This window comes from Pedobacter sp. CAN_A7 (assembly GCF_015752175.1).
Taxonomy (GTDB): domain Bacteria; phylum Bacteroidota; class Bacteroidia; order Sphingobacteriales; family Sphingobacteriaceae; genus Pedobacter.
In genome coordinates this window covers 639,227-665,938 of sequence record NZ_JADOUW010000002.1, presented here as the reverse complement: position 1 = coordinate 665,938, position 26,712 = coordinate 639,227, and the positions used below count along the sequence as shown (strand labels likewise).

Genomic DNA, 26,712 nt, shown 5'->3' with positions numbered 1-26,712 from the left:
ATGATAAAAATTAGCTTAAACATAATTCTGTATTTGCTCCTTTTTCCATTAAGTGGATTTACGCAAAAACAGCTTTCTAAACGACTACCTAATATCATCTATATCTATGCGGACGATTTGGGCTACGCTGAAACTGGACCATACGGGCAAAAAAAAATAAAGACGCCAAACCTTGACCTGTTAGCTAAAGAAGGAATGACGTTAACCCAACATTACACTTCTGCGCCCGTATGCGCTCCAGCGCGTTGTATGCTCATGACCGGTAAACATGGTGGACACGCCTATATTCGGGGGAATTATGAAATGGGCGGTTTCCCTGATAGTTTGGAGGGAGGCCAAATGCCATTACCTGAAGGTACTTTCACCATTCCTCTCATGCTAAAAAAAGCTGGTTATACCACTGCCCTGACTGGAAAATGGGGTCTTGGCATGAATAATTCAACAGGTTCCCCTTTAAAACAGGGCTTCGATTATTATTATGGCTATCTTGATCAGAAACAGGCCCATAATTTTTATCCGTCCCACTTGTGGGAAAATGACAATATAGTTAGCCTCGATAATCCTTACATGAATGTCCATAAGCGTCTGGATTCCGCTAAGGCTACCGATAAGGACTTTGAATATTACCGTGGCAAAACCTATTCTCAGGATTTGATTACGAAAAAGGCTGTTCAGTTTATCAATAACCAAGGTCATAAGCCCTTTTTCTTATACATGCCTTATACTATTCCACATGTCTCTTTGCAAGTACCACAAAAGTATATTGATAGGTACATTGGGCAGTTTACTGAAAAACCTTACTATGGCCAGCAGGGCTATGCCGCGGCTAAGCACCCCTATTCTACCTATGCCGCAATGATTACTTACCTTGATGATCAGATTGGGATAGTGATGTCAGAAATTAAGAGGCTTGGTCTGGATGACGATACTATTATTATGTTTTCGAGCGACAATGGACCGTCTTTTAGTGGTGGAGTAGATACAAAGTTCTTTAATAGTGTTGATGGATTAAGAGGCTTAAAGATGGATGTATTCGAAGGAGGGATCAGGGAACCATTTATCGCCAGGTGGCCTGGAAAAATCCCCGCGAATACAACCAGTAATTTCATTTCTGTACAATTTGATATGATGGCTACCTTTGCTGCAATAGCGGGAACAGAAACCAATAATACTGACGGAATTTCTTTACTTCCAACCTTGCTCGGAAAAAGTAAAGAACAGCAACAACGGGAATATATTTACTGGGAATATCCAGAAAAGGGTGGTCAACTGGCCATAAGGATGGGCGACTGGAAAGGGGTGAAATTGAATCTGCGCAAAAATTTGAAAAACCCGTGGATGATATTTAACCTCAAAACTGACCGAAACGAAACTGAAGACCTCTCGTCACAACATCCCGAACTTGTCAGGCGGTTTGATGAAATTGTTAAAAAGGAACACCAAGTCTCCCATATTAATGAATGGGAGTTTCTGGAAAGCAAAATGCGAAAGAAAGCCATGTAAATGTTCTCCACCATCAACGAATATCAAACGTTCTACCACGAAAATTAAACCAAATAAAATGAAAAAAATACTATTTATCATACTCTCTCTTTTGACCCATTCAAGTTTTGCACAAAAAGTAGAACACCCAAATGTTATTTTTATTTATGCTGATGATCTTGGCTATGGAGACCTGAGTTGTTATGGTGCAACCAAAATACAAACACCCAATTTAGATAAACTCGCTGCTTCTGGAGTCCGCTTTACTGATGGCCATGCCACATCTGCCACCTGTACCCCATCCCGCTATGCTTTAATGACTGGCAGGTATCCATGGCGTAAAGATGGCACCGGGATTTTACCAGGTGACGCTGCATTGATTATTCCAACAGATAAAACTACTTTGCCTAACCTGTTTAAAAAAGCAGGATATAAAACCGCCATCATAGGAAAGTGGCACCTTGGCCTGGGTGAGCAGGTAGAAAAGAATTGGAATGAGGATATTAAACCAGGGCCTAATGAGGTGGGTTTTGATTATTCTTTTATTTTTCCGGCAACAGCAGATCGTGTGCCTACTGTGTTTATGGAGAACCACAGGGTTGTTGCGCTTGATGCAAATGATCCCATTACAGTAGATTATGTCAATAAGGTTGGAACTGATCCAACTGGAAAAGAGCACCCGGAGCTGTTAAAACAACAGTCCTCTCCTAATCATGGCCACAATCAAACCATTGTCAACGGGATTGGACGAATTGGATATATGAGCGGCGGCAAAATGGCCCGTTGGGTAGACGAAGAAATCACCACTACATTCTTAGCCAAAGCACAACAATTCATCGAGACCAACCATCAAAGCTCCTTCTTCCTATATTTTGCTTTAACTGAGCCTCATGTTCCTAGAATGCCTGCTACAATGTTTAGGGGAAAAAGCGGTTTAGGTTTGCGTGGTGATGCGATCTTACAACTTGATTATACCGTTGGACAAATCATTAAGCAGTTAAAAGACCTTAAGATTGACAAAAATACCATCATTGTATTCAGCAGTGACAATGGTCCTGTGCTAAATGATGGCTATGAGGACGAGGCCGTATTAAAAATCAATGGCCATATTCCTGCCGGTCAGTTTCGCGGAGGAAAATACAGTATTTTAGAAGGTGGTACAAGAGTTCCTTTTATTTTAAGCTGGCCTGGAACGGTTAAACCACAGGTTTCAGAAGCCATGGTAAGTCAGATGGATTTACTGGCCAGCTTCTCTAAACTGATAAAACAACCTATTCCAAATGGAGATGCCCCGGATAGCGAAAACCTGCTGGAAGCTTTTCTTGGCAAATCAACTAAGGGGAGATCTGTATTTGTTGAACATGCCAGTACGCTTGCTATTATCAAAGATGGCTGGAAATACATTTCACCATCCGATGGAATAGCTTATAATAAATTGGTTGGCATTGAAACAGGCAATTCTAAACAGCCGCAGCTGTATAATCTTAAAGAAGATAAAAGTGAAAAAAATAATCTTGCCGCCAAACACCCTAATTTAGTTAATGAGCTAGAAAAGCTATTGACAACGATAAAACAAAAGGAATAAGCTGTTATGACGTTAAAAATAAATAAAGGAATCTATTTGCTATGGCCACTTTTAGTGGCCATTTCCTGCAGTCAGGCCAATAAATCTGAAGGGGTTAAAACTGCCGATGCCGCATCATGCTCAGATAATTTACCAAGCAGGTATGGTGTATTGGTAAAAAACGACCCAGACTCCTCAATTTCTTCGAGTTCATCCGCATCCACCAAAGGCATGAAATGGATTCCGGCAGGAAAATTTTTAATGGGCGCAACTGATCAGCAGGGACGTGCTGACGAATATCCTTCACATGAAGTGAAACTGGATGGCTATTGGATGGATGAAAGAGAAGTGACCAATGCACAATTTGCAGAATTCGTTAAAAAAACCGGTTATATAACCGTTGCAGAGCGAAAGCCGGATTGGGAAGAAATCAAAAAACAGTTGCCTGCAGGCACCCCAAAACCAGCAGACGATATACTGGTAGCCGCCTCACTTACATTTAATCCTCCCTCCAGGCCTGTTCCTTTACACGATGCCTCACAATGGTGGGCCTGGACACCCGGAGCCGACTGGAAACATCCCGAGGGACCTCAAAGCAATTTAAAAGGCAAAGACAATTATCCTGTTACCCAGGTTTGCTGGGAAGATGCCAATGCCTATGCTAAATGGGCTGGCAAACGTTTACCGACAGAAGCGGAGTGGGAATACGCCGCACGTGGTGGACAGAAAAACACGATATATCCCTGGGGAAATGAACAAATTGAAGGCGGGAAACCAAAAGCGAATACATGGCAAGGTAGCTTTCCAAACAAAAACACAGACTGGGATGGCTTTCATGGTGTAGCCCCTACCGGATCATTCCCTGCAAATGGGTACGGTTTATATGATATGGCAGGCAATGTTTGGGAATGGGTATCGGACTGGTATGCTATTGACTATTATGTAACGCAGAAAAGCAAAATTGCAACCAACCCGCAAGGTCCTGATAAAAGTTTTGATCCAGATGAGCCCACTGTTCCCAAAAAAGTAACAAGAGGGGGTTCATTTATGTGTAACAGCGCTTATTGTATGGGCTATAGGGTAGCCGCCAGAATGAAATCATCTCCTGATACCGGCCTCCAAAATACTGGATTCAGGTGTGTAAAATCTGCATCCACTCGTTAACAGACGATCATATCATCATTGCAAATGTTTATGGTAAAAAGGGCTGTAATGAATTACTGCAGAATTATAGATAAAGCTTAAAGCGATGATCGTGCAATATGAAGATAAGGATGCGGAACTATTCCTGAAAATTAGGTCAATCATAGGTTTACAATAATTTGCGCTTAACTTTGCAACATGGCGGGCATCTATATCCACATTCCATTTTGTAAAAAAGCATGTACTTATTGCGACTTTCATTTCACGACTTCCTTAAAGTATGCCGAAGAAATGACCGACGCCATCTGTAAAGAACTCCTCTTAAAAAAAGACCGGATCACCGAACAGGTAGGCAGTATTTATTTCGGCGGTGGTACCCCATCAGTTTTACCCAGCCCACTTTTAAACAGGATATTTGATACCCTGACCCAGCATTTCTCTATCGCTGCGGATGCAGAAATCACCATGGAAACCAATCCTGATGACCTTGATGCAAAAAAGATCGCTGAATTAAGACACATGCCGGTTAACCGCTTCAGCATTGGTACACAATCCTTTTTTGATGAAGACCTCCGCTGGATGAACCGCGCACATAATTCTGCAGAAGCAGAGAACTCCATTAAGCGCAGCCAGGATGCCGGTTTCGAAAACCTCAGCATCGATTTAATCTATGGCTACCCCCTGCTCACCAATGTCAAGTTCTTAGAAAACATCAATAAAGCGGTAGATCTTCAGATTCCGCATTTATCCGGCTATTCCTTAACCGTAGAACCTAAAACTGCCCTGGCCAGCCTGATTAAAAAAGGAAAACAAATCCCTTTGAACGACGACCAGAGTGCTGAGCAGTTTCAACTATTAATAGAAAAGCTGCTTGCTGCAGGTTTCGAACATTACGAAATCTCCAACTACAGCTTACCTGGCCAATACGCCGTACACAACACCAATTACTGGCGTGGTGTGTCATATTTGGGCATTGGCCCCTCTGCACACGGCTTCGATGGCACCAACAGGCAACTGAATGTGGCCAACAATGCTGAATACATGGAAAAACTACAGCAGGGTAAATTGGTCGAAACAGTAGAAGAACTGACCCAACTAGACCGCCTGAACGAATACACCATGACCTCGCTGCGCACCATGTGGGGCATGGACCTCCACCAGATCAAACAACGTTACGGCAAAACTTTTGAAGAAGAAATGCGCTTTAACTTAAAGCCTTTTGAGGAAAGAAACTGGCTGCAGGTAGAACAGAACAGCGTGAAGTTAACCCCCGAAGGCAAGTTATTTGCAGATCATATTGCATCAGAACTGTTTTTATTGGAAAATCACGAAAGATAACTCAAGCAAAACCTTCCCAACCTTCTTGTCTAAGAAAGCCCCTTTATTAAAACGGGGCTAGGCTACCACATTGTTCATCCATGGCGCTACCTGGATATTACAGGAGTTTTTGAAATAGGCTCCCTTAAACTTGCCGTTGATTGCGGGTTAACAGGGGGGCATTAGGCCTGAAACCTAACGAACCCCTACTGAACACCTAGTTACCTAAAGTACAATGTGTAATTCGCCTTCAGAAATTTATTGTTTTTACAAAGGGTACCCATATCGCTGAAACAACCTGTATGGCGCATTTACAATTAACCAATTTGCCTGTATAACTTCCTTACAAATAAATCTTCCCACGTTGTTCGCCTTATTAGTCATAGGCAGACGCTACGCCCAATTAACCACGAACCCATCGTTGTTTGGGTGTCTCTAGGGGGTTGCTTCGCCCTCTCGTCGCCCTTGCCTCGCCCTCTCTTCGGCCACAGCCGACACAACCCCCTGGAGACGGCGAGGCAACGGCAACACGAAGGCTCAATCATTATCGCCTGATCTGCCCCTCGAAACAGCAAAAATGACATCCTCCTTAAATTAGTTCAGTTTCAAACTTTTACCTTCGTTAATTCGTTATTGCAGATGATATGAGGGGATTCCATTTTTCAAACTATATTCCGGATGATTTACCTAAAGGGGGCTTTGATGAACTGCTTAAACTTTTTACGCAGTTACTCAATTATACCGCAGGTGATGCTGGCGAAACGCTGGCCTGGATGAATGAATTGGATAAACAATACAAGTTTACCAATGGTGATTATGGTATGGGTAATTTTATTGACGACCTGAAGGATAAAGGTTACATTACCGAAGACAACCAGGATGGCCGAATAGAGATTACCGCAAAAACAGAACAGACCATCCGCCAGTCGGCGTTGGAAGAAATCTTTGGCAAGCTTAAAAAAGCAGGCCGCGGTAACCATAACAGCAATATTTCTGGTATTGGCGAGGAGAAAAATGCCGACCGCAGGGCTTTTAGCTTTGGCGACAGCCTGGACCAGATTGACATGACCACCTCGATACAGAATGCACAGATCAACCACGGGATTAACAACTTTACGTTAACCGAACGTGACCTGGAAGTGGAAGAAAAGGACTTTAAAACCCTGACCTCTACGGTGCTCATGATCGATATTTCGCACTCCATGATTTTGTATGGTGAGGATCGTATTACTCCGGCCAAAAAAGTAGCCATGGCTTTGGCCGAACTGATCAAAACCCGCTATCCGAAAGATACACTGGATATTGTGGTGTTTGGTAACGATGCCTGGACCATTACGGTGAAGGATTTACCTTACCTGCAAGTGGGACCATACCACACCAATACTTTTGCCGGGTTAGAACTGGCGGTGGATTTGCTTCGCCGGAGGAAAACCCATAACAAGCAGATTTTTATGATTACCGACGGTAAACCCACCTGTTTAAAGGAAAATGGCCGTTATTATAAAAATAGCATGGGCCTAGACCGCAAGGTGATTACCAAAACGTTAAACATGGCCGCACAATGTAAAAGGCTGAATATTCCGATTACCACCTTTATGATTGCCAAAGACCCTTACCTGCAACAGTTTGTGAGAGATTTTACACAGGTAAATGGTGGCAGGGCATTCTACAGTTCGTTAACCGGATTGGGAGAATACATTTTTGAGGACTATATTAAAAACAGAAGAAAAACAGTTCGATAAGGACTTTAACCCTATGGATTATAAAAAAATTAAGACGCTCGGAGATTTAAAAGCCGCAGGATATACATCCTTAACCGTTAAGGATGAATTGCGAAAAAACCTCATCACTCAATTACAACAAAAAGAACAAGGCTTTGAAGGCATTTTAGGGTACGATGAAACCGTAATCCCTGAACTGCAAACCGCCATTCTTTCGCGCCATAACGTGCTTTTACTGGGTTTACGCGGACAAGCGAAAACCCGTATTGCCCGTTTAATGGTGAACTTGCTGGATGAATACATCCCCTATGTAACCGGAAGTGAGATATTTGATGATCCACTGAACCCGATTTCCTGGTTTGGTAAACATGAAGTGCTGATTCATGGCGACAATACGCCGGTAAGCTGGCAGCACCGTTCTGATCGTTATACGGAAAAATTAGCTACGCCAGATGTGACGGTGGCCGATTTAATTGGCGATGTAGACCCGATTAAAGCCGCTACACTGAAGTTAACCTACAACGACGAACGAGTGATCCACTTTGGCCTTATCCCGCGTGCACACCGTAGTATTTTCGTGATTAACGAATTGCCCGATTTGCAGGCTCGTATACAAGTAGCCTTGTTTAACATGCTGCAGGAAAAAGATATCCAGATTCGTGGTTTTAAACTGCGTTTGCCACTGGATGTGCAATTTGTATTTACCGCCAACCCGGAGGATTATACCAACAGGGGTTCGATTGTCACGCCTTTGAAAGACAGGATCGAAAGTCAGATCTTGACCCATTATCCGAAAAGCATTAGCATTTCCAGAAAAATTACTTTCCAGGAAGCCAAACTAACTGAATCACAGCGCAAGCTCATTGAAGCAGACGGCTTAGTGAAAGACTTGGTAGAACAAGTGGCTTTTGAAGCACGTAACAGTGAGTTTATTGACCAAAAATCAGGAGTTTCAGCCCGATTAACCATTTCGGCCTATGAAAACCTGATCAGTACTGCCGAACGCCGGATGCTAATTAATGGCGAAGCCAAAACCGCAGTACGCTTGTCGGACTTGACGGGCATTATTCCAGCCATTACCGGAAAAATAGAACTGGTGTATGAAGGTGAATTGGAAGGCCCTGCAAAAGTGGCCAATATTTTAATTGGTAAAGCCATTAAAACCATGTTTTCCCGTTATTTCCCCGATCCGGAGAAAGCTAAGAAGAGCAAAACAGCAAACCCCTACCTGGTCATTACCGAATGGTTTACCGAAGGAAATACCATTGATTTATTGGACGGTTTAACTGACCAACAATACAAGAAAGAACTGACCAAGGTGAGTGGCTTACAGGAAATGGTTAAAAAGTTCCACCCTAAATTAAGTGCAAACCAAACGCTGTTGTTAATGGAATTCGTATTACACGGATTGGCAGAATATTCACAGCTGAATAAAAAATTCCACGAAGGTGGTTTTGGTTTTTCCGATATGTTCGACAGCCTGTTCAGCAATGATGCAGATGACGAAGATGATATAGACTTTAGATAACAAATGGGACGTTTACCTTTATTAGTGCTGCTAACATTTATGATGTTGGCTTTAGATTATTATTGTTATAAAGCTGTTCTTTCTGTTTTTAAAAAGTGGACCAACAATACCCGTAGACTCTTTAGCACCTTGTGGTGGAGTTATACTATCCTGCTCACCATTGGGGTGTTTACCGGCATTTATTTAAACCTGTTCCTATCGTTAAGGGCTGTTATTCTAGTCGCATATTTTTTGACGGTGACCTGTAAAATGGTGTTTTTGGTGTTTTTGGTGGCAGATGATATTCGCCGACTGGCAACACTGCTGTACCGTAGATTTATTAAAAAAGAAACGCCGGTAGTATCACCAGCACAGGTGCCCGGTGAACCGATCAGCCGCTCCTCCTTTTTGGTGAAGACAGGTATGATTGTAGCGGCCATACCGCTTACTTCACTCTCCTGGGGTATTATCTCTGGTGCTTACGATTACAGGATTAAAAGAGTGAAACTGGTGTTACCCAATTTGCCTAAAGCATTTGACGGCATGACCATGGCACAGATTTCTGATGTGCATTCAGGTAGTTTTTACAACCAGAAAGCAGTGAATGGGGGTATCGATATGTTACTGGGGGAGAAACCGGATATGGTATTCTTTACCGGCGATCTGGTGAACGATAAAGCTTCGGAGATGCGCAATTACCAGGATATATTTTCGAGGGTAAAAGCACCATTAGGCGTTTATTCAACCCTGGGAAACCATGATTACGGGGAATACTTTTATGGCAAGGGGCCCTCAGCCGAGAAGGCAAAAAACCTGGCCGATGTGATTGCTACTCATAAAAATATGGGTTGGGACCTGCTGATGAACGAAAACCGGAGGATTAAAGTTGACGGCGAAGAAATAGGTGTATTAGGTATCGAAAACTGGGGCATGGGTCGTTTTCCGAAGTTTGGAAAAATGGAAGAAGCGATTAAAAATACCGAGGATCTACCTGTAAAACTGTTGCTTTCACACGACCCATCGCATTGGCGTGGTGAGGTATTGCAGAAATACCCTCAAATTGATGCCATGTTTAGCGGGCACACCCATGGTATGCAGTTTGGCGTACGCCTTAAAGACATGCAATGGAGCCCGGTACAGTATATTTATGAAGAATGGGCAGGGCTATACCAGCAACAGCAGCAACAGTTGTATGTTAATGTTGGTTACGGTTTTCTGGGTTACCCTGGCCGTGTGGGCATGTTACCCGAGATTACGATTTTTGAACTGAAGCGGGCTTAACTAGCCCGCATTAAAACGGTAGCCTACACCTCTTACGGTTTGTAACAGTTGTGGGTTATCCGGGTTTAATTCTATCTTTTTACGTAAACGCACAATGTGCATATCAAGGGTGCGGGTGTTTACATCAGAGTTGTAACCCCATACCACAAGCATCAACTCATCGCGGTTAATGACTTTATTTGGATTGCGAAGGAAGTACAATAAAATGCGGTTTTCCAGAATGGTTAATTCAATTTTCTTGCCTTCGCTAAACAACGTATGAATATTAGGGTGATGTTCCATGTTACCGAAACGATGAATTTCTGATTTATCGTTGTTTAGCAAAAACTTCACTTTGCTATCCAGCATGGCCACCAAAACATCCATATTGAAAGGTTTAGTTACATAATCTGAGGCTCCGAAGTTATAAGCATCAATTTTATCAACATCCTGTGCTTTAGCCGTCATCATGATGATGAGGTTATCAAAACCAGCTTTACGCACCTCTTCACATACTTCTGCACCCTGTTTACCAGGTAACATCCAGTCCATCAAAACAATTTCAGGCTTTTCGGTTAAAATAGTAGGTATAGCGGCATCGCCATTCCCTTCTTCCAATACGTCATAACCTTCCGTTTTTAAACGGTGGGCTACTAAAAAGCGTAAGTTTTCGTCGTCCTCAACTATTAATATTTTTATTCCTTTAGACATTTATTTTAATCGTTAAATGGTAGTACAATTTTAAACTCTGTTCCCTGGTCCACTTTGCTTTTGACGGTTATTTCGCCTTTCATAAAGTTAACAAGTTCCTTACAGAAAGCCAAACCCAGTCCCACGCTACCATTTTGGTTATATTGGTTCTGGATGCGGTAAAACTTTTTAAACACATCATTAATCTGAGGCGATGGGATACCGATCCCTTGGTCAGTAAACCTGAATACCACCCTACCTTTGATCAATCTAGCGGTAATATGCAACTTTTTACGCGCTGTAGGCGAATATTTGTAAGCATTATCAACCAGGTTGTCAAATAAGCTCCCTAATAATACAGGATCTGTGGTTAAGGTTTTAAAACCAGACACTTCATAGGTAAACTCAAAATCGGGATGTTTCAGCTGGTGTGAGCTGATGGTACTTTCGATAAAATCGCGGATATTGACCCTTTCGTGGTTAAGCTGTATAGCTTTATTTTCAATTTGGGTAAAAGCCAGGAGTTTATTCATCAGACCATTGAGCTTATCGGCCTCTTCATCAAGGATACGCCCATAAAGCTTTAGTTCTTTATCGCTTAAAGAAGTGGCACTCCTAATGTTATTTCCGGCAATTTTAATCACACTGACGGGCGTTTTAAACTCGTGGGTCAGGTTATTTACAAAATCATATTGCAGCTTAAACATGCGGTGATTAATGTTCAGGTTGCGGTAAATTAAAAAGGCCACCAACACCAGTATGCTATAAAAGAGCGATACCACCAGGGCAATAGGCCAGAAATACCTTAAAATTTCTTTGTCGAGAAAGGACTTTGCCGAAACAAAATAAAGTTTATAGTCAGAGAAAGGGCCTGGCAAAGTAATTTCTGTCGATTGCAGTTCCCAGGAAGTTTCTAGTGGATCGTAGGTTAAGGGTTCTATCCGGATGTTTTGGTAAAGGTGACTATAGTTATTAATGATTTTTATTTTAAAAGGATCGAGGTAAAAGGACAGCATATCCTGTTGGTAAACCGGTGCGGGGTCCAATTTTCTGCGTAACATCTGTTTATACACCTTGAGGTCTTCGAACCTGGGAAAGTTGAGGTAGGTAATGCGATTTGACCGTACAATGGATAAATTGCTGAACAACTGATCTTGTGTTGGCACTTTGGTGGTGTCTAAATTCTCGATGAAGGAGATGAGTTTAATACCCAGGGTATTGAATTCATCGCCCCTTTTAAAAGACTTTTCGCCTGCAGCGGAGAACAATTTTACGGAATCGGCGGGGATTAAACTCCCAAACTGGTAGATGGCTTTAGGGCCGAATGAAAAATGCCCCGTATTAATACCATCTTTAACGGCTGCGTTTTTGACCTCAGAATCATAAAAAACCACTTTAGAAACAAAGGGATAGGTTAACAGCAGGGTATCTACAAATTTAGCGGTCGTAGCAGAATCTAAGTAGCCGTTATAAAAGGATACTTCGGGCAGTTTATTCTGAAAGAAATCGTTGTAGGGTTTGATGCTCTGCTCCAGCACCTTTACTTTTTCGGAAGCGAAGTCGTTTTCGATAAACTTTTTACTGAAATTATAGGCGAAAACTAAAGACAGGACGAATAAGACCGAAATCAGTACGATAAAGGTAACAATCAAATAAAAATTCTTACGGTACCCGCTTTTTTTTTCTGAAGTCATTACCTGCCCGGCTATTTCCCTTTTAAGTTACTTTCCAGAAATTGTTCTAATGCAAGATAATAATTCTGCCTGTCTTCTGTGGTATTGAGCATGTTATCGACATAAGTCTTTTCAAGATAAGTAACTTTCACATTTTTTTTCTTGAGTTCTTTCACAAACTGTACCACCTCCGCCGGATTGATCCATTTATCTCTGGGGCTCACCGCAACAAACACGGGGGAGTTGATCTTATCGGCGTGAAATACCGGTGAGGCCTGGCGCAAATAATCTACATCCGTTACGGGATTGCCTATAATATCATAGAACATTTGAAGATTGGATTTTAAATATGGCGGTATGGCCTTGAGGTAGCTAAAAAGATTAACCACGCCTGAGTTGGAAGCCGCACAGGCATAAGTACCCGGATTGGCATAAAGGCTATTTAAAGCGATATAACCACCAAAACCGGAACCGTAAATGGCTACCTTTTTAGGATTAACCAGCTCTTGTTTGACCAGCCAGCGCACGCCATCTTCGATATCGTTGTTAATTTTGGCTCCCCATTGTTTAAAACCTGCTGCCGAAAACTCTTTGCCGTAACCCGAAGAGCCACGGTGATTGGACTGAAAAACAGCATAACCCCGGTTGGCAAAAAACTGCACTTCGGCATTGTAACTCCAGCTGCTCCTATTACCAAGTCCATTATGCGCTAAAACCACCAAAGGAAGGTTTTTCGGATTTTTATCTCTTGGCAGGGTCAGGTAGCCGTTGATGGTAAGTCCGTCGCGGGAAACATAACTAATGGGCTTCACATCGCTCATTTCCTCCACCCGGATGGAGGAGTTTACATCGCTCAGCTTGCGCAACTGCGCTTTCTTTGCATTATACAAATAGTATGACCCAGGGTTTTTATCCGTGTAGGTACGCAAAAGGAAGAGGTTTTCGTCTTTATCGCGATCAACAATCCTGGATTCTGTTTGTGGCATCAGTTTATCCAGGCGTTCATAGAAGCTCCTGGAGAAAGTATCCAGGTAATATTTATCTTTTTTCCAGGTTTCACAAACCACAAAGGTCATGTTCTTGCGGCTAACAGAATATTGTGCTTCGACGACATTGAGGGAGTCGTTGCCGAATAACACCTTAATTTCTTTTCCTGTACTGCAATTTATTTCAACCAGGGCATTTTTATCGCGGTTAGCATTAGATATGGCATAAATGATATTGGGCCTGCCGTCAGCAAACGCAATAGGTGTAATGGTGGTGGTAAAATTATTGGTGATGACCGGACGGAAGGGTTGGCTTTCGTTTTCGCGGTATAACAAGGTTTCATTTACCCCATCGCTAGAGGTAGCCAGGCGGAGTTTTGCCTTGGCGTCTGTGTACCAGTTTACAATATTACCCGGGTTTTTCACAGCCATCTCCATATCCCCATCGCGCACGTTTAAACGGTACACATCGAAAACTGTAGAGTCACGCCGGTTGGAAGAAACCAGCAAATACTTATCGTCAATCAGCTGGTCTTTAAGCACCCGCATCCTGCTTTTCTCATTGTCGTTTAACTGGCGCTCTTTACTCCCATCTTTGTTGATAATGAACAAAGTAGCGTTTTTGCCTGTAGGGCTCTTTTTGTAATAAATAACCTCGTTGTTACTTACCCAAAAGTAATAGTTTACGTTTTTATCGGTGAGGTTAGTTACCTGCACAGATTTGCCTGTGGCAAGGTCTTCCATCACAATATTTTGTTTGTCGCCTTCCAATTTAAAGTACGACAGGTATTTTCCATCAGGTGATAGTGCAAAGCCTGATTTATCAGGGCTTTTAAAAAAATCGGTTATAGCAATTTCCTTCTTCTGCCCAGTACAGGCAACAGAAACAGAAATAAAAACAAGACAAATAAATCTTAAAATTGCCGTCATATCATGATTTAGCCTACAAAAGTACACAACACCAGTAAGCCTAGAACACAGTACACTAATATTGTTACTTGAGGTAGCTTATATTGATCAAAATAATAATTTTTAAAAGAGAACCACCCACTTGCAAGTAACATTTAAAATAGATACCACTATTAAGCTAAAATTATAATTTTATCTTTACGCCATGTATTTATATAACATCACCTTCATTGCTGACGATGCTGTAGCTGCCGAATGGGCATCGTGGCTGGTAAGCACACATATCCCAAAGATTATGGCTTCCGGTAAATTTACCAGTCATAAAGTATGGCGCATCATTGATTCACCAAATGAAGGCGTAACGTATTCCAGTCAGTATTTTTTTGAAAACCTGGAAGATTTTGTTGATTATTTACAGGAACATGCTCCGCAAGTAGAAGCTGAGCTTTACGAAAAGTATGGCGAAAAAGTTGTTTCTTTTGCCTCCACCATGCAAGACGAACTTTAAGATGACTATAACAAATACTCCATTAGCCGATCTGCTCTTGATCGAACCCAAGGTTTGGAAAGATAACCGTGGTTATTTTTATGAAAGTTTTAGCACCAAGGCTTTTGCCAATGCTGGTGTGAAAGTTGATTTTGTTCAGGATAACCAAAGTTTTTCTCAAAGAGGAACGTTACGTGGTTTACATGCACAAAAAGCGCCCTTTGCACAGGGAAAACTGGTACGTGTAATACAGGGTAGTGTGCTTGATGTTGCGGTAGATGTGCGTAAAGACTCTGCCACCTTCGGACAGCATTACAGTGTGGAACTGAGTGGTGAAAACCACAAACAGCTATGGGTACCACCAGGCTTTCTACATGGCTTTCTGACCCTTGAAGACAACACTATTTTCACTTATAAAGTAAGTAATTTTTACGATAAGGACTCAGAAGTTGGCGTAATTTATAATGATGCGGACCTGGGTATAAACTGGAGTAACACGATGGATCCGGCAGATTTTCTGTTATCTGAAAAAGACCTGGTTTTAACTTCCTTCAAAGACTTTGTAAGTCCGTTTTAAGAAGCTGGAATTTGTTATTTATAAATAAAAAAAGCACCGTAAGAATCTAATCTTACGGTGCTTTTTTTATGCGGTACTTGTCGACTACTGTTTGATCAGGTCGTATAATTCATCCAATTTTGGAGAGAGTACAATTTCAATCCTGCGGTTTTTGCTTCTGCTATCGGCATTGCTGTTATCGGCAAGTGGTTGAAACTCTCCTTTACCTGTTGCCGTCATCCTTACGCTTTCTACGTTTTCCACTTCGGTCAGGTAACGTACAACTGAAGTAGAACGCAATACACTTAAGTCCCAGTTATCTTTAATCTGGCCCAGGTTTTTGATCTTTTGCGAATCGGTATGCCCTTCTACCGCAATGTTAATCTCAGGTTGTTGTTTTAATACTTTGGCTAATTCTTTCAAGGCCTGTTTACCTTTGTCATCAATCACAATACTTCCAGAAGGAAACAATAGCTTATCCATTAAGGACACGTATACTTTGCCGTTTTTAATATCAACACTTAAGCCGCTTTGGGTAAAACCAAGCAAAGCAGATTGTAATTTTTCTTTTAACTGGTTAGTGGCTGCATCACGTTTGCGCAATACCTCCTCTACTTCTTTTAAGCGTTGCTCACGGGCTTTCAAATCGCCAGACAGCTTATTGATCTCCGTAGAGCTGTTACTGCGTAATTTGGCATAATTTCCATCAATTTCTGTGTACTTCGCTTGAAGTTTACTAAGCTCCTTGTTTAAATCAGCTGTATCTTTTCTTAATTTCTTAATGGTAGATTCCAGATTGCCTCCTTTTAATTGAGATTCAGACAGGCCCATATTCAGGGAATCCTGACGAGCCAGCAAGGCTTTGTATTTTTTGGGTGATAATACCACGCAGGAGGTCAGGGAAGATAATAAAAGTAGTACGGCTAAGCCTAGAAATGTGTGTTTCATATCGGTTTAAGGTTTATTACAGTAATTATTTAGCGATAGCGTTCCGAAGGAAGGCTATCAGGGGGAAGATCAGATTAAAATAGCTACCCAGCTGTTTTACCACATCTTTTTGGAAGAGAAATTTATCATCGATCTTTTTGAGGACTTCAAAGCTCTTTAGCTTTAACAACTCAATATTGGGATCGTCAGTATCGTAACCTTTAGGTGCTTTTTTAAGGGTATTCTCCTTACTTAATTCAAAGTGTGAGGCAAATTCCTTTTTTTGCAATAAGTCGATGAATTCGGTACTGTTATAATCAATTTCCTGGCGGATAAGTTTCAGGTGGTTAGCATCGGGCATCCAGTAGCCTCCGGCAAGGAAGCAGTTTCCAGGTTGGATATGCAGGTAATAGCCGGGTTCGTTACCGCCTTTACCATTTGCAGAAAACCAGATACCAAAGTTTGTTTTGTAGGGGTCTTTATTTTTGCTGAACCTGACATCACGATAAATGCGCATCAGATTTTTCTTTGGGTCGGTATCACCGGACACCAAAGGATCTGCTTTGGCCACATAGGGCAGCAGTTCTTTAACCAGTGCCAGCACTTGTTCTCTGGCTTGTTCGTACTCACCCTTGTGTTCTGCAAACCACTCGCGGTTATTATTTACGGATACGTCTGCTAAAAATTTAAGGGTGGACGGACTAATCATGGCTTACACTTTTATTGCGATACTTTTTATACCATAATACGCCTACACCAGCAAGTGCAAGGTATGGAAGCGCCAGGAGGTAAAGCACCCCACTGTTTAATCCTTTACCTTGTGTGTTACCGTTTTTTGTGCCTTGTTCGGCATTAATGCTACACATGGCACATTGTGCACTGGCAGGAATACTTACAGTAAAAGTACAGCCAAGTATAAACAAGAAGATAAATACCATCTTTTTCATAGCCAAATATACGGAAACCTGCTTAAGTTCTAAGGCACTAAATTGTACTTATGACCTAGAAGTTATAGTAAGGTGAAATCATCAGGTACACAATGACACCGGTAACGGCTACATATAACCAAACCGGGTATGCCCAACGAACAATTCTCTTGTGCTTTTCTACCTGCATGTTAAAGCCACGCAGAAAACTGATCAGAATCAACGGTAATACCACAATGGCTAAAAGAATATGTGTAATGAGGATAAAGAAGTAGATATAGCGATTAACACCCACAGCGGCTAGCTCCGCGGCAGAAATGATTCCATTATGATCTACATCGCCATATTTAGTATCTTTTTCATACAGGTGAAACAAGATGTAAAAAATAAGGAACACTGCAGACAACATAAAAGTGATCACATTAGTAGTTTTATGCGCTTTAATGTTCTTCTGTTTGATAAAAATAAGGGAAAGGACCAGTAGTGCAGAACAAGTAGCATTAATACCGCCAATGATGTGAGGCAGCATATAGATAAAGTCTGGCTTGGTTTGAGGGGGAGGAACTAATTTTAAGATCACGACAACAACAAGTACAACTGCACTGACGATCCAGATTAGCCTGGAAAATATTTTATCATTCAAATTCATGGTTCTCAATTATCTTCCATCGGTATTGTTGCGAAGTTCTTCCACAATCAGCACCTTGATTTCATCATCTAACTTGGTATAAGCTTCCTGGTTAGTGATATCGTAATAACCCCTGATCCGGTGTTTGGTATCGAGGAGTATAAATAAGTTATTATATACAAAACGCGGCTGGCCGTTCTCTGTCTTCTGGTAGGCATCAATAAACAGCTGTTTATTAATGAAGTTATAGATTTGTGTACTATCGCCAGTCAGCAAGTCCCATTTACCCGGCACAGCCTTTACCTTAGCCGCATAGGCAGCCAATGCTTCAGGGGTGTCTCTTGTAGGATCTACGCTTAAACTAAGGTAGTTGACAACCTGATTTTTGCTATAGGTTTTTTGCAAGACGCTATGTGCATTGTTGGCCGTTTTAGTGGCTGGATTGTCGTTGGTATAAAATAAGTTTAAGATAATTATTTTATGTTCAAAGTTCTTCCAGCTCAGCGAATCACCCGCCTGATTTAACAACGTAAAGTCGCTCACCTGGTGGTAATTGGTGTCAGGTATTTTGGTACCCCTAACAGAACGGAATGTTGCCGCTACTGATTTAGGTCCAAAAAAAGGCAAAGGTTTGTACCTGTTCTTGCCTTTGTCCTGCAGTAAATAATATAAAAATCCTGGTACCGCTAAAATGGTGACCAGGATTAATATTTTTTTTAAAGGAAATAATTTCATGAATTATACATGCATATGCAAGTGTAAAAAATCACCTTCTATTAACATCAATACGATAAAGTAAATAATAAAAATAAAGGTGACTGTTAATGCTAATTGCAAGCCTAATTTCTCATACTTTAAGTGCATGAAGTAAGCAACAATGTAATAAGCTTTAAGCAAGGTTAATGCGATGTAGATAAAGTTACCAACGCTATGTGACATGTAACCATGAGGAATTACCCAAAGTGCAATGAAAAACTCGATAACGGTTATTAATAACAAGATACCAAATACCTGCCATATTTTTTTCTTACTCAAACCTCCATGCTCATCATGTGCATGATCTGTTGCTGGGTGTATGTTATGTTCTGACATTATACTATTTTTAAAGGATTAAACTAAATAAAAGAAGGTAAAAACGAATACCCAAACTAAATCAACAAAGTGCCAGTATAAACCAACTTTTTCTACCATTAAATAAGATCCGCGTTTTTCGAAAACCCCATTGATGGTCATGCACAGAATGATAATATTAATAAGAACCCCTGTAAATACGTGAAAACCGTGGAATCCAGTGATGGTAAAGAACAGGTTAGAGAACTGTAGCGCAGCAACGGTAGAAACCGGACCTACAAAGTATTGTTGTAATTGATCAACCGGAGGGAAACTGGCAAACCAGAAGCCAGAGTGGTGTAAGTGAGACCATTCTAAAGCCTGACAGCCAAGGAACATGAAACCACCAATAATGGTTGCTACCATCCACCAGATAACTTCTTTTTTGGCTCTACGGTGTCCTGCTTCAACCGCAAGTACCATAGTTACCGAACTCATGATTAAGATAAAGGTCATGATACCTACGAATACTAGTGGCGCACCCGTATCAGTAATACCTGGAATGGATTGAAACACCAAATCAGGATCAGGCCATGTAAATTTAGTAAAACGTTGTGCACCATAATACACAAGTAATGACGAGAATGTAAATGCATCAGATAGCAAGAAAAACCACATCATTAATTTGCCATATTCTACGGACCATGGTGAACGGCCGCCGCTCCATGCAGTAGTTTTAACCTGATCTAATTGTGATAATGAATCCATTTTATAAATTGTAATAGTTTGTTAAAAAGTCTAACTGTTCAAAAGTAAAAAAACATACAGATATATCCATAAGATATCGATAAAATGCCAAAATATTGCGGCAATTTCCATCTTATACTGGGCTTTTTCTAAAGCCACATTCTTATATGCGCCGTATAAAGCGTTTCCAACGAAGCAAAGTCCGCCAAAAATATGCAACAAGTGAAATCCTGAAACGATATAGATCAGGGATATGGCTGCGTTATTGTTAACTAATGCTGCTCCGGTTTGGTATAAGCTTGACCAGGCCTGTACCTGTAAAAAGGCGAATGCCAGGCCGAAGGCTACGGTTAACCAAAGGAATAACTTTTGCTTTTGTAATTGTTGATTTCTAAGTGATTTTGAGGCCAAAAACAAACAAACACTACTCAGCAACAGAATGATGGTGCTGTATAAAAACAGGTCTGGTAATACCAGGCCGTGCCCTTTACCTTTTGAGGCAGCGAAAACGATGTAAAAGCTTGTCCAGCCTCCAAACATGATGGTGGAAGAGACCACAAACAACCACAGAACAAACTTCTTAGGTTTAGGGTCAAATGGCTTAGGATTGAATTTAACATCCTCTTCTTTTAATGTATGAACCATGTTGATACTTATTTAGTAATAAAATCGAATAATAAAACCAGTTGAACTAACGGCAAATAGAAGAACGAAGTAAACATCACTTTTCTAGCACTTGGCAAATCCATGTTCTGGTAGAGTTTAACGGTATACCAAAGCCATACTAGTCCGGCGATCACAGATACCCCGGCAATATAAAAACCGCCAAAGCCATATATTGTAGGCAATAAACTTACGGGAATCATCACCATAGCACTGATCACAATAATTAAGGCACTTACTTTATCTTGTTTACGTGTTGGTAGCAAGTGAAAACCTGCCTTACTGTAATCTTCTTCTAACACCCAGGCAATGGACCAGAAGTGTGGAAATTGCCACACAAACTGAACCAAAAATAAGATGGTTGCAATTTCGTAATCTAAAGCATAGAAGGTAGAAGAATGCCCTAGTGCGGCAAGGTAACCAATGAGTGGAGGCAAGGCACCTGGAATGGCACCGATGAAAACAGCAATTGGCGATTTACGTTTCATTGGGGTATATGCAAAGGCATATAATAAGATAGAAAATACAGAAAGGAGTCCGGTTTCGAGGTTTAATTTACCTAAAAGCCAGGTACCTAATATTCCCATGACTAAACCCATCACCAAACCTTGTCCTGTGGTCATGCGACCTGCCGGCATAGGCCTGTCTTTTGTGCGCGTCATTAATTTATCCAGGTCCTTTTCAATAATCTCATTGAAGCAGTTGGCTGCAGCGGTTACAAAGAAACCACCCACAATTAGAATGATCCAATTACCCCAATCAATTCCTGGCAAATCGCCCCTGGAAACTTGCATTTTAGATCCCATTAAAAAGGTTATTGATGCAGAAAATACCACTAAAAAGGTAAGCCTGAATTTAATAAGCTTTGAAAAATCTCCTAATATTTGTTTCAAATCGTTTATAATTAATTACTGATTATAGGTACTCGCCCTGGAAACCAACAAGTACAAATAAAATTGCAAAGTGAATAAAATGGTTGAAAATAACATGTGGGTAGCTTGGGCATATGGAGGTAGCGCAAAGTTAGATAATAAAAGGCCAGTTAGAACCTGCACAATTAAAACAATTACAATCGCATTACCTACAAGAAGCTCAGTTGCTTTACCACTAAATTTTTCCATCAATAATTTATAGGTTACTGCATTTACTATAGCTACTGCAATAGCCAGGTCTCTATGGTAAACAAACAGATCACCTACTTTTCCAACCCAGGTTTCACGAGCCTGATATAACAATCCTTTTGAAATGGTATCGATAGCCTCACGAACCTCAGTGCCTACAACAATCTGTACGATACTAAGCACCAATGATACAAAAAGTAATATTTTAAGCCCTACCATTTTTGAAATGATAACTACCGGCTCTTTATGCAACTGTTGCGCATAATGATAGGTATAGGTCATAATGGCTAAAATGACCATGGCTAGTAACATGTGCACCGTAATAACCCATTGCAGTAAGTTTGTAGACACCACTATAGAACCTAACCAGGCTTGAAATACAACCATCACCAGGTTGATTAAACTTAACCACAGGATACGTTTAGCAATTTTACGGTAGATAAAAGAACGATAAGCCAGTGCAAGCATGAATAACCCGGTAGTAGCACCAACCAAACGGTTAATGTATTCCGTCCATGTTTTAGCGGCATTGAAAACTTCGGGTTGTGATATCGACTGATCGTGTCTGATTTGATCAGCAAGATGTTGTTTCCCTAAGTGATCAAGGGTCTTTGCAAAACGTTCATTTTTAGCAACGCGTTCCTCCACATACTTCACCTTATAGTCGGCAGGCAGCTGCGATACCGACGTTGGTGGAATGTATTGATCGAAACATTTAGGCCAGTCTGGACAGCCCATTCCTGAGCCTGTACTGCGCACAATTCCACCAGCCAGGATAACGAGAAGGGTCACTCCTATGGTAATCAGGTTAAGCCTGATGAATCTAGCTTGCGCTTTGGGAATCATTGTTAGGTGTTAAAAAAATGGGGCATCTGTTGTAAGTATTTACTCACTGCAGATACCCCATACATATTAGAAAACTAGACTAGTCTTGTGTTGTTTTTGCTGCGGCTTCTTGTTTCAAAACCCAGTCTCTTTGGATGCGTTCAGCTTCTTCGTTTCCTTCGAAATCATGAGGCATATTAGAGTTCATGGTTTGAGAGAAAGGAACAGTTTGAGGAATAAAATCTTCTTCTGCACCTGGCTTGCTGTAATCATATGGCCAACGGTATACTGTAGGAATCTCTCCTGGCCAGTTTCCGTGAATATGTTCTACCGGAGCAGTCCACTCTAAAGTATTAGCTTGCCAAGGATTTTGTATTGCTTTTTTACCTCTGAAGATAGAATAAAAGAAGTTCCATAAGAAAGCTACCTGTGCTAATGATGCAACGATTGCTGCCCAGGTTACAAATACGTTAACGGTAACCCATTTCTGCATAAATTCAAACTCTGTGAAAGCGTAGTAACGACGCGGAACACCATCTAAACCTAAGAAGTGAAGCGGGAAGAAAACCAGGTAAGCACAAATGAAAGTAACCCAGAAGTGTAAGTATCCTAATTTTTCGTTCATCATTCTTCCAAACATTCTAGGGAACCAGTGATAAACACCTGCAAGCATACCAAAGATGGCAGCAGAACCCATTACCAAGTGAAAGTGAGCAACAACGAAGTAAGTATCGTGTAAGTTGATGTCAAGAGATGCATTACCTAAGAATATACCAGTTAAACCACCTGAGATAAAGAAAGACACTAAACCAATAGCAAATAACATGGCTGTAGTGAACCTGATGTTACCTCTCCATAAAGTAGCCAGGTAATTAAAGGTTTTTACTGCTGAAGGTACCGCAATGATTAATGTAGTGATCATGAAGACACCACCCAATAGTGGGTTCATCCCCGTCACAAACATATGGTGACCCCAAACGATAAATGATAATACAGTAATACCAATTAGCGAGTAAACCATCGCATGGTAACCAAAAATTGGTTTTCTAGAGTTTACTGAGATTACTTCAGATGAAATACCTAATGCAGGCATAATTACGATGTATACCTCAGGGTGACCCAGGAACCAGAATAAGTGTTGCCATAAAATTGGTGATCCACCTTCGTTAGGTAAAACTTGCGTACCCATAACGATATCAGATAAATAGAAACTTGTTCCAAAACTTCTATCGAAAATTAACAATACTACACCTGCAACTAATACAGGGAAAGATAGTACACCAAGGATTGCTGTTAAAAAGAAAGCCCAGATGGTTAGTGGCATTTTCCACATGTCCATACCTTTAGTACGCATGTTTAATACAGTACTCACGTAGTTGATACCACCCATTAATTGAGAAGCAACAAAAAGCACCATACTGATTAACCATAAGGTCATACCAAGAGCCGATCCGGAGATCGCAGTTGGCAATGCTGATAATGGAGGATAAATAGTCCATCCCGCACTCGCCGGTCCGGTTTGTATAAAGAACGACCCCATCATGATAATACAAGCAATGAGGAAGAACCAATATGAAAGCATGTTTAAGAATGGCGATGCCATATCTCTTGCCCCTAATTGAAGAGGGATCAATAAATTACTAAAGGTACCGCTTAACCCGGCTGTTAACACAAAGAATACCATGATGGTACCATGTATCGTTACCAGTGCCAGGTAAAAGTCCGGTCTGATTCGACCACCTTCTGCCCATTTACCTAAAAATGTTTCTAATATGGGAAAGCTTCTATCCGGCCATGCCAATTGCAGACGAAATAAAATAGACAAGCCCATTGCAATCACCGCCATGATGATACCAGTTATTAAAAACTGTTTCGCGATCATTTTGTGATCCTGGCTGAAAACATATTTCGTTAGAAATGATTGCTCGTGATGGCCATGATCATGGTCATCAGTGTTATGCGTATTGTGTAATGTTATAGTTGACATAATGCTTTATTCCAGTATTTTTAATTTTTTAAAGCCAATTGATTTGTTTTTACAGCTGCCGTATCCTTTGCTGTTGTATCAGCAGTGGCGTCTATAGGCTCAGCCTCGATAGGCAAGTTAAACTGTTTTCTTAAATCATTGTTGATATATACAGGTTGTTCCTTAATCCATGCATTATACTCTTCCTGAGATACAACTCTAACTGTCTTTTGCATGTTATAGTGACCTTGTCCACATATTTTAGCACATAACAGGATGTATTTGAAAGCAGGATCGTTTGTTTTCGCCTGCATCTCTGCAGTAGTAATGGTTGGCGTAAACTCCATGTATGTTGCCATACCTGGTACCGTATTTAACTGTACCCTGAAGTGAGGTAAATAAAAACTGTGTAACACATCCTTACTTGTTAACGTAAAACGTACAGGTTTATTAACAGGAAGTACAATTTCATCAGCCATTTGATCATCAAAGTTGGCTTTATCTTTTAAATCCATCCCTAAACCATTGGTCGCATTGATCAATTTAAAGTTTTTACGGCCAACAATACCATCTGGTCCGGCATAACGAATAGCCCATGAAAATTGAGAACCAGTTACTTCAATACTTAAAGGTTTGTTATTTGGATCTTCAACTTTATAAAAGATTGATCTCCAGGTTAAGAATCCCATTAATACCAATACAGTTAACACTAAAGCAGGAGCAATTGTCCAGATACGCTCAATAGTGTTATTATGTGGGTAGTAATAAGCTTTCCTATTTCCTTGATGTCTGTAAAAATAAGAGAAAGTGAATAGAAGAATATGTGTAGCAATAAAAACGATCGTTGTGATGATCAACGTGATGTTAAACATCTGATCGATACGCACACCATGTTCTGAAGCTGCTTCTGGTAAGATCATGTTACCGTGAACAGTATATTCCCAGTACACGCCATACAGTCCTACGATAAGGAATAACATAAACAAAACAGCGTTAAGCTTATTCCAGTTGATTCCTTCTGGTTTGTCCTGAGCCTGACGGGTCAATTCATAAACCCGAATCGCTTTACCTACAATAGCAATAAATAAACACAACAGCAAAAAGAGCATTGTGTAAAATATTACCGTTTTGTAAACCGCGGTCATGTCGATAGGTGCTGCAGCCGTAGCGGCAGCCCCTGCGGCAGCTTGAGCAAATGCACTGGTACTTGCAAAAGCAGTTACCATTACGGCTAAAACCGCCATTGTTTTATTAGTTATAAATTTTCTTAAACTCATTTTCTTAAAGGTAGTACGCTGTACTTCTACACAATTAATTTATATACTCTATCTAATCACCAATTCTACAAGTGGTGATTCAAACTCTCCTGTAAAAACGGATGGTTCTTTGCTATTAATGGCTTTTTACTTAAAGACGTTAATACCGTAAAGGTAAACAAACCTACAAAACCTATTGCTGTTCCAAGCTCAATTATTCCAAATCCATTATGTTCAGCTACTGTGCCTGGCATAATCATTTGGTAATAATCAACCCAATGGCCTAATAACACAATAATTGAGACACCAAGTAATACGTTTTCTTTTCTTTTATTGTCGCGGTCCATTAATAAAAGTACCGGTGCTAAGAAGTTTAATACTAAACTAAGCCAGAACCAGAACTTATAAAACTCGAATCGTTTGTAAAAATACACGGTTTCTTCCGGCATGTTAGCATAGTAGATCAGTAGGAACTGAGCAAACCATACATAAGTCCAGAAAATAGAGAAACCAAATATAAACTGACCTAAGTTGTGTAAGTGACTATTGTTTATCCATGGCATGTAACCTGCTTTTCTTAAGCAGATCAGGATGATGGCAATGATGGCTAAACTACTTACCCACATGGCAGCAAAGTTATACCAACCAAACATTGTAGAGAACCAGTGTGCTTCTAATGACATCACGGTATCGAACGCAAAGATCGGTTGTGTAAATCCGTAAATAACAAGGAATATACATGAATACTTAAAGCTCTTTCTGTAAGAGTTTAGTCCCCCTTCAAGATCCTGGTTAGCTGATAACCTGGCTAGTAATATGGAGAAAAAACAATAAAGACCTAAAAAGATTACTTGACGCGCCATGAAAAAAGGCACATTTAAGAATGCTGATTTTCCGTCGATTAGTTTATCATAATCAGGACTGGAAGGATCGGTTAAACCAGGTGCATTCCAGTGGTGATATAAATTGTGTGTGTATAAACCTAGACCAACAATAACAAGTAATATTGCTACCGCAATTGGCAACGTTTTCGCCATTGCTTCTGGCACACGTAAAATAGAGGCAGACCATCCTGCCTGTGCTACAAATTGAATCGCTAAAAAGAATGTTCCCGACATACATACGCATGCAAAGTAATATCCCATTAGTAACAGGTTAGCGAAAGTCCTCTCATGCATTGCATGATCAGAAAAGCCATAAGCGATAGACGCTATACCAATAACGATAGCGATTATACTTAAGGTCTTTGCTTTACCCGCAAACTCAAACTGCTCAGTAAAATTATAATTATGAGTTCCCATTTATTCT

At 40.8% G+C, this 26,712-nt stretch carries 25 protein-coding genes; 9 read left to right on the top strand and 16 right to left on the bottom strand.

What is annotated here, in order from left to right:
* The first annotated feature begins 33 nt into the window (after nt 1-33).
* From IWX76_RS08985 to IWX76_RS08955, 7 genes are all read left to right on the top strand, one after another.
* On the top strand, nt 34-1,503 hold the full coding sequence (locus IWX76_RS08985; protein ID WP_334641562.1) for an arylsulfatase: 1,470 nt from the start codon (nt 34-36) through the stop codon (nt 1,501-1,503).
* A gap of 58 nt (nt 1,504-1,561) precedes the next feature.
* The gene (locus IWX76_RS08980; RefSeq protein ID WP_196859568.1) at nt 1,562-3,067 is read left to right on the top strand and encodes a sulfatase family protein; all 1,506 of its coding nucleotides are present in this window, start codon (nt 1,562-1,564) and stop codon (nt 3,065-3,067) included.
* A gap of 6 nt (nt 3,068-3,073) precedes the next feature.
* Nucleotides 3,074-4,210 (top strand): formylglycine-generating enzyme family protein, encoded by a 1,137-nt coding sequence (locus IWX76_RS08975; RefSeq protein ID WP_196859567.1) that lies wholly within the window; start codon nt 3,074-3,076, stop codon nt 4,208-4,210.
* A gap of 177 nt (nt 4,211-4,387) precedes the next feature.
* Complete coding sequence (hemW, locus tag IWX76_RS08970; RefSeq protein ID WP_196859566.1) at nt 4,388-5,527, top strand: radical SAM family heme chaperone HemW; 1,140 nt, start codon at nt 4,388-4,390, stop codon at nt 5,525-5,527.
* A gap of 623 nt (nt 5,528-6,150) precedes the next feature.
* Nucleotides 6,151-7,248 carry a vWA domain-containing protein gene (locus IWX76_RS08965; protein ID WP_196859565.1) on the top strand — a complete coding sequence of 366 codons (1,098 nt, stop codon included), beginning with the start codon at nt 6,151-6,153 and terminating at the stop codon, nt 7,246-7,248.
* A 13-nt stretch (nt 7,249-7,261) separates the two neighbouring features.
* Nucleotides 7,262-8,755, top strand: coding sequence for a sigma 54-interacting transcriptional regulator (locus tag IWX76_RS08960; protein WP_196859564.1), 1,494 nt, complete (start codon nt 7,262-7,264; stop codon nt 8,753-8,755).
* Between the two features lie 3 nt (nt 8,756-8,758).
* Complete coding sequence (locus IWX76_RS08955; RefSeq protein ID WP_196859563.1) at nt 8,759-10,015, top strand: metallophosphoesterase; 1,257 nt, start codon at nt 8,759-8,761, stop codon at nt 10,013-10,015.
* Here IWX76_RS08955 and IWX76_RS08950 read toward each other — a convergent pair whose 3' ends face one another.
* The 3 genes from IWX76_RS08950 to IWX76_RS08940 are packed head-to-tail and all read right to left on the bottom strand — an operon-like array spanning nt 10,016 to nt 14,273.
* Entirely contained in the window at nt 10,016-10,705 is a 690-nt protein-coding gene (locus IWX76_RS08950) for a response regulator transcription factor (RefSeq protein ID WP_196859562.1), read from the bottom strand. It lies immediately after the preceding gene.
* 5 nt (nt 10,706-10,710) lie between these two features.
* Entirely contained in the window at nt 10,711-12,378 is a 1,668-nt protein-coding gene (locus IWX76_RS08945) for a sensor histidine kinase (protein ID WP_196859561.1), read from the bottom strand.
* Between the two features lie 11 nt (nt 12,379-12,389).
* Nucleotides 12,390-14,273, bottom strand: a complete 1,884-nt coding sequence (locus IWX76_RS08940) for a S9 family peptidase (protein WP_196859560.1) — start codon at nt 14,271-14,273, stop codon at nt 12,390-12,392.
* A 184-nt stretch (nt 14,274-14,457) separates the two neighbouring features.
* Between IWX76_RS08940 and IWX76_RS08935 the strand changes: the two genes are divergently transcribed.
* Entirely contained in the window at nt 14,458-14,760 is a 303-nt protein-coding gene (locus IWX76_RS08935) for a DUF4286 family protein (RefSeq protein WP_196859559.1), read from the top strand.
* Between the two features lies 1 nt (nt 14,761).
* Entirely contained in the window at nt 14,762-15,316 is a 555-nt protein-coding gene (gene rfbC, locus IWX76_RS08930) for a dTDP-4-dehydrorhamnose 3,5-epimerase (RefSeq protein WP_196859558.1), read from the top strand.
* A gap of 84 nt (nt 15,317-15,400) precedes the next feature.
* On the opposite strand, the gene IWX76_RS08925 is transcribed toward rfbC, so the two are convergent.
* The 13 genes from IWX76_RS08925 to IWX76_RS08865 all read right to left on the bottom strand — a co-directional run bounded on the left by IWX76_RS08925 (nt 15,401) and on the right by IWX76_RS08865 (nt 26,705).
* Nucleotides 15,401-16,243, bottom strand: a complete 843-nt coding sequence (locus tag IWX76_RS08925; RefSeq protein WP_196859557.1) for an OmpA/MotB family protein — start codon at nt 16,241-16,243, stop codon at nt 15,401-15,403.
* A gap of 25 nt (nt 16,244-16,268) precedes the next feature.
* Nucleotides 16,269-16,931, bottom strand: coding sequence for a DUF2461 domain-containing protein (locus tag IWX76_RS08920; RefSeq protein WP_196859556.1), 663 nt, complete (start codon nt 16,929-16,931; stop codon nt 16,269-16,271).
* Nucleotides 16,924-17,169, bottom strand: coding sequence for a hypothetical protein (locus IWX76_RS08915; RefSeq protein ID WP_196859555.1), 246 nt, complete (start codon nt 17,167-17,169; stop codon nt 16,924-16,926). Before IWX76_RS08915 ends, IWX76_RS08920 begins: the two co-directional genes overlap by 8 nt.
* 55 nt (nt 17,170-17,224) lie before the next feature.
* Nucleotides 17,225-17,797: a DUF420 domain-containing protein gene (locus IWX76_RS08910; RefSeq protein WP_334641558.1), complete on the bottom strand. Its 573-nt coding sequence runs from the start codon at nt 17,795-17,797 to the stop codon at nt 17,225-17,227.
* A 9-nt stretch (nt 17,798-17,806) separates the two neighbouring features.
* A complete protein-coding gene (locus tag IWX76_RS08905) occupies nt 17,807-18,511 on the bottom strand; it encodes an SCO family protein (protein ID WP_196859554.1) in 705 nt (234 codons plus the stop codon).
* A gap of 3 nt (nt 18,512-18,514) precedes the next feature.
* On the bottom strand, nt 18,515-18,868 hold the full coding sequence (locus tag IWX76_RS08900; RefSeq protein WP_196859553.1) for a cytochrome C oxidase subunit IV family protein: 354 nt from the start codon (nt 18,866-18,868) through the stop codon (nt 18,515-18,517).
* Between the two features lie 18 nt (nt 18,869-18,886).
* The gene (locus tag IWX76_RS08895; protein ID WP_196859552.1) at nt 18,887-19,594 is read right to left on the bottom strand and encodes a cytochrome c oxidase subunit 3; all 708 of its coding nucleotides are present in this window, start codon (nt 19,592-19,594) and stop codon (nt 18,887-18,889) included.
* A 30-nt stretch (nt 19,595-19,624) separates the two neighbouring features.
* The gene (locus IWX76_RS08890) at nt 19,625-20,218 is read right to left on the bottom strand and encodes a cytochrome c oxidase subunit 3 (protein ID WP_196859551.1); all 594 of its coding nucleotides are present in this window, start codon (nt 20,216-20,218) and stop codon (nt 19,625-19,627) included.
* Between the two features lie 8 nt (nt 20,219-20,226).
* On the bottom strand, nt 20,227-21,129 hold the full coding sequence (gene cyoE / locus IWX76_RS08885) for a heme o synthase (protein ID WP_196859550.1): 903 nt from the start codon (nt 21,127-21,129) through the stop codon (nt 20,227-20,229).
* A gap of 15 nt (nt 21,130-21,144) precedes the next feature.
* On the bottom strand, nt 21,145-22,203 hold the full coding sequence (locus tag IWX76_RS08880; RefSeq protein ID WP_196859549.1) for a COX15/CtaA family protein: 1,059 nt from the start codon (nt 22,201-22,203) through the stop codon (nt 21,145-21,147).
* 79 nt (nt 22,204-22,282) lie between these two features.
* Nucleotides 22,283-24,169: a cytochrome c oxidase subunit I gene (locus IWX76_RS08875; RefSeq protein ID WP_196859548.1), complete on the bottom strand. Its 1,887-nt coding sequence runs from the start codon at nt 24,167-24,169 to the stop codon at nt 22,283-22,285.
* Between the two features lie 20 nt (nt 24,170-24,189).
* Nucleotides 24,190-25,425 carry a cytochrome c oxidase subunit II gene (locus IWX76_RS08870; RefSeq protein ID WP_196859547.1) on the bottom strand — a complete coding sequence of 412 codons (1,236 nt, stop codon included), beginning with the start codon at nt 25,423-25,425 and terminating at the stop codon, nt 24,190-24,192.
* Nucleotides 25,426-25,490: 65 nt separating this feature from the next.
* On the bottom strand, nt 25,491-26,705 hold the full coding sequence (locus tag IWX76_RS08865; RefSeq protein WP_196859546.1) for a quinol:cytochrome C oxidoreductase: 1,215 nt from the start codon (nt 26,703-26,705) through the stop codon (nt 25,491-25,493).
* Between the last annotated feature and the right edge of the window lie 7 nt (nt 26,706-26,712).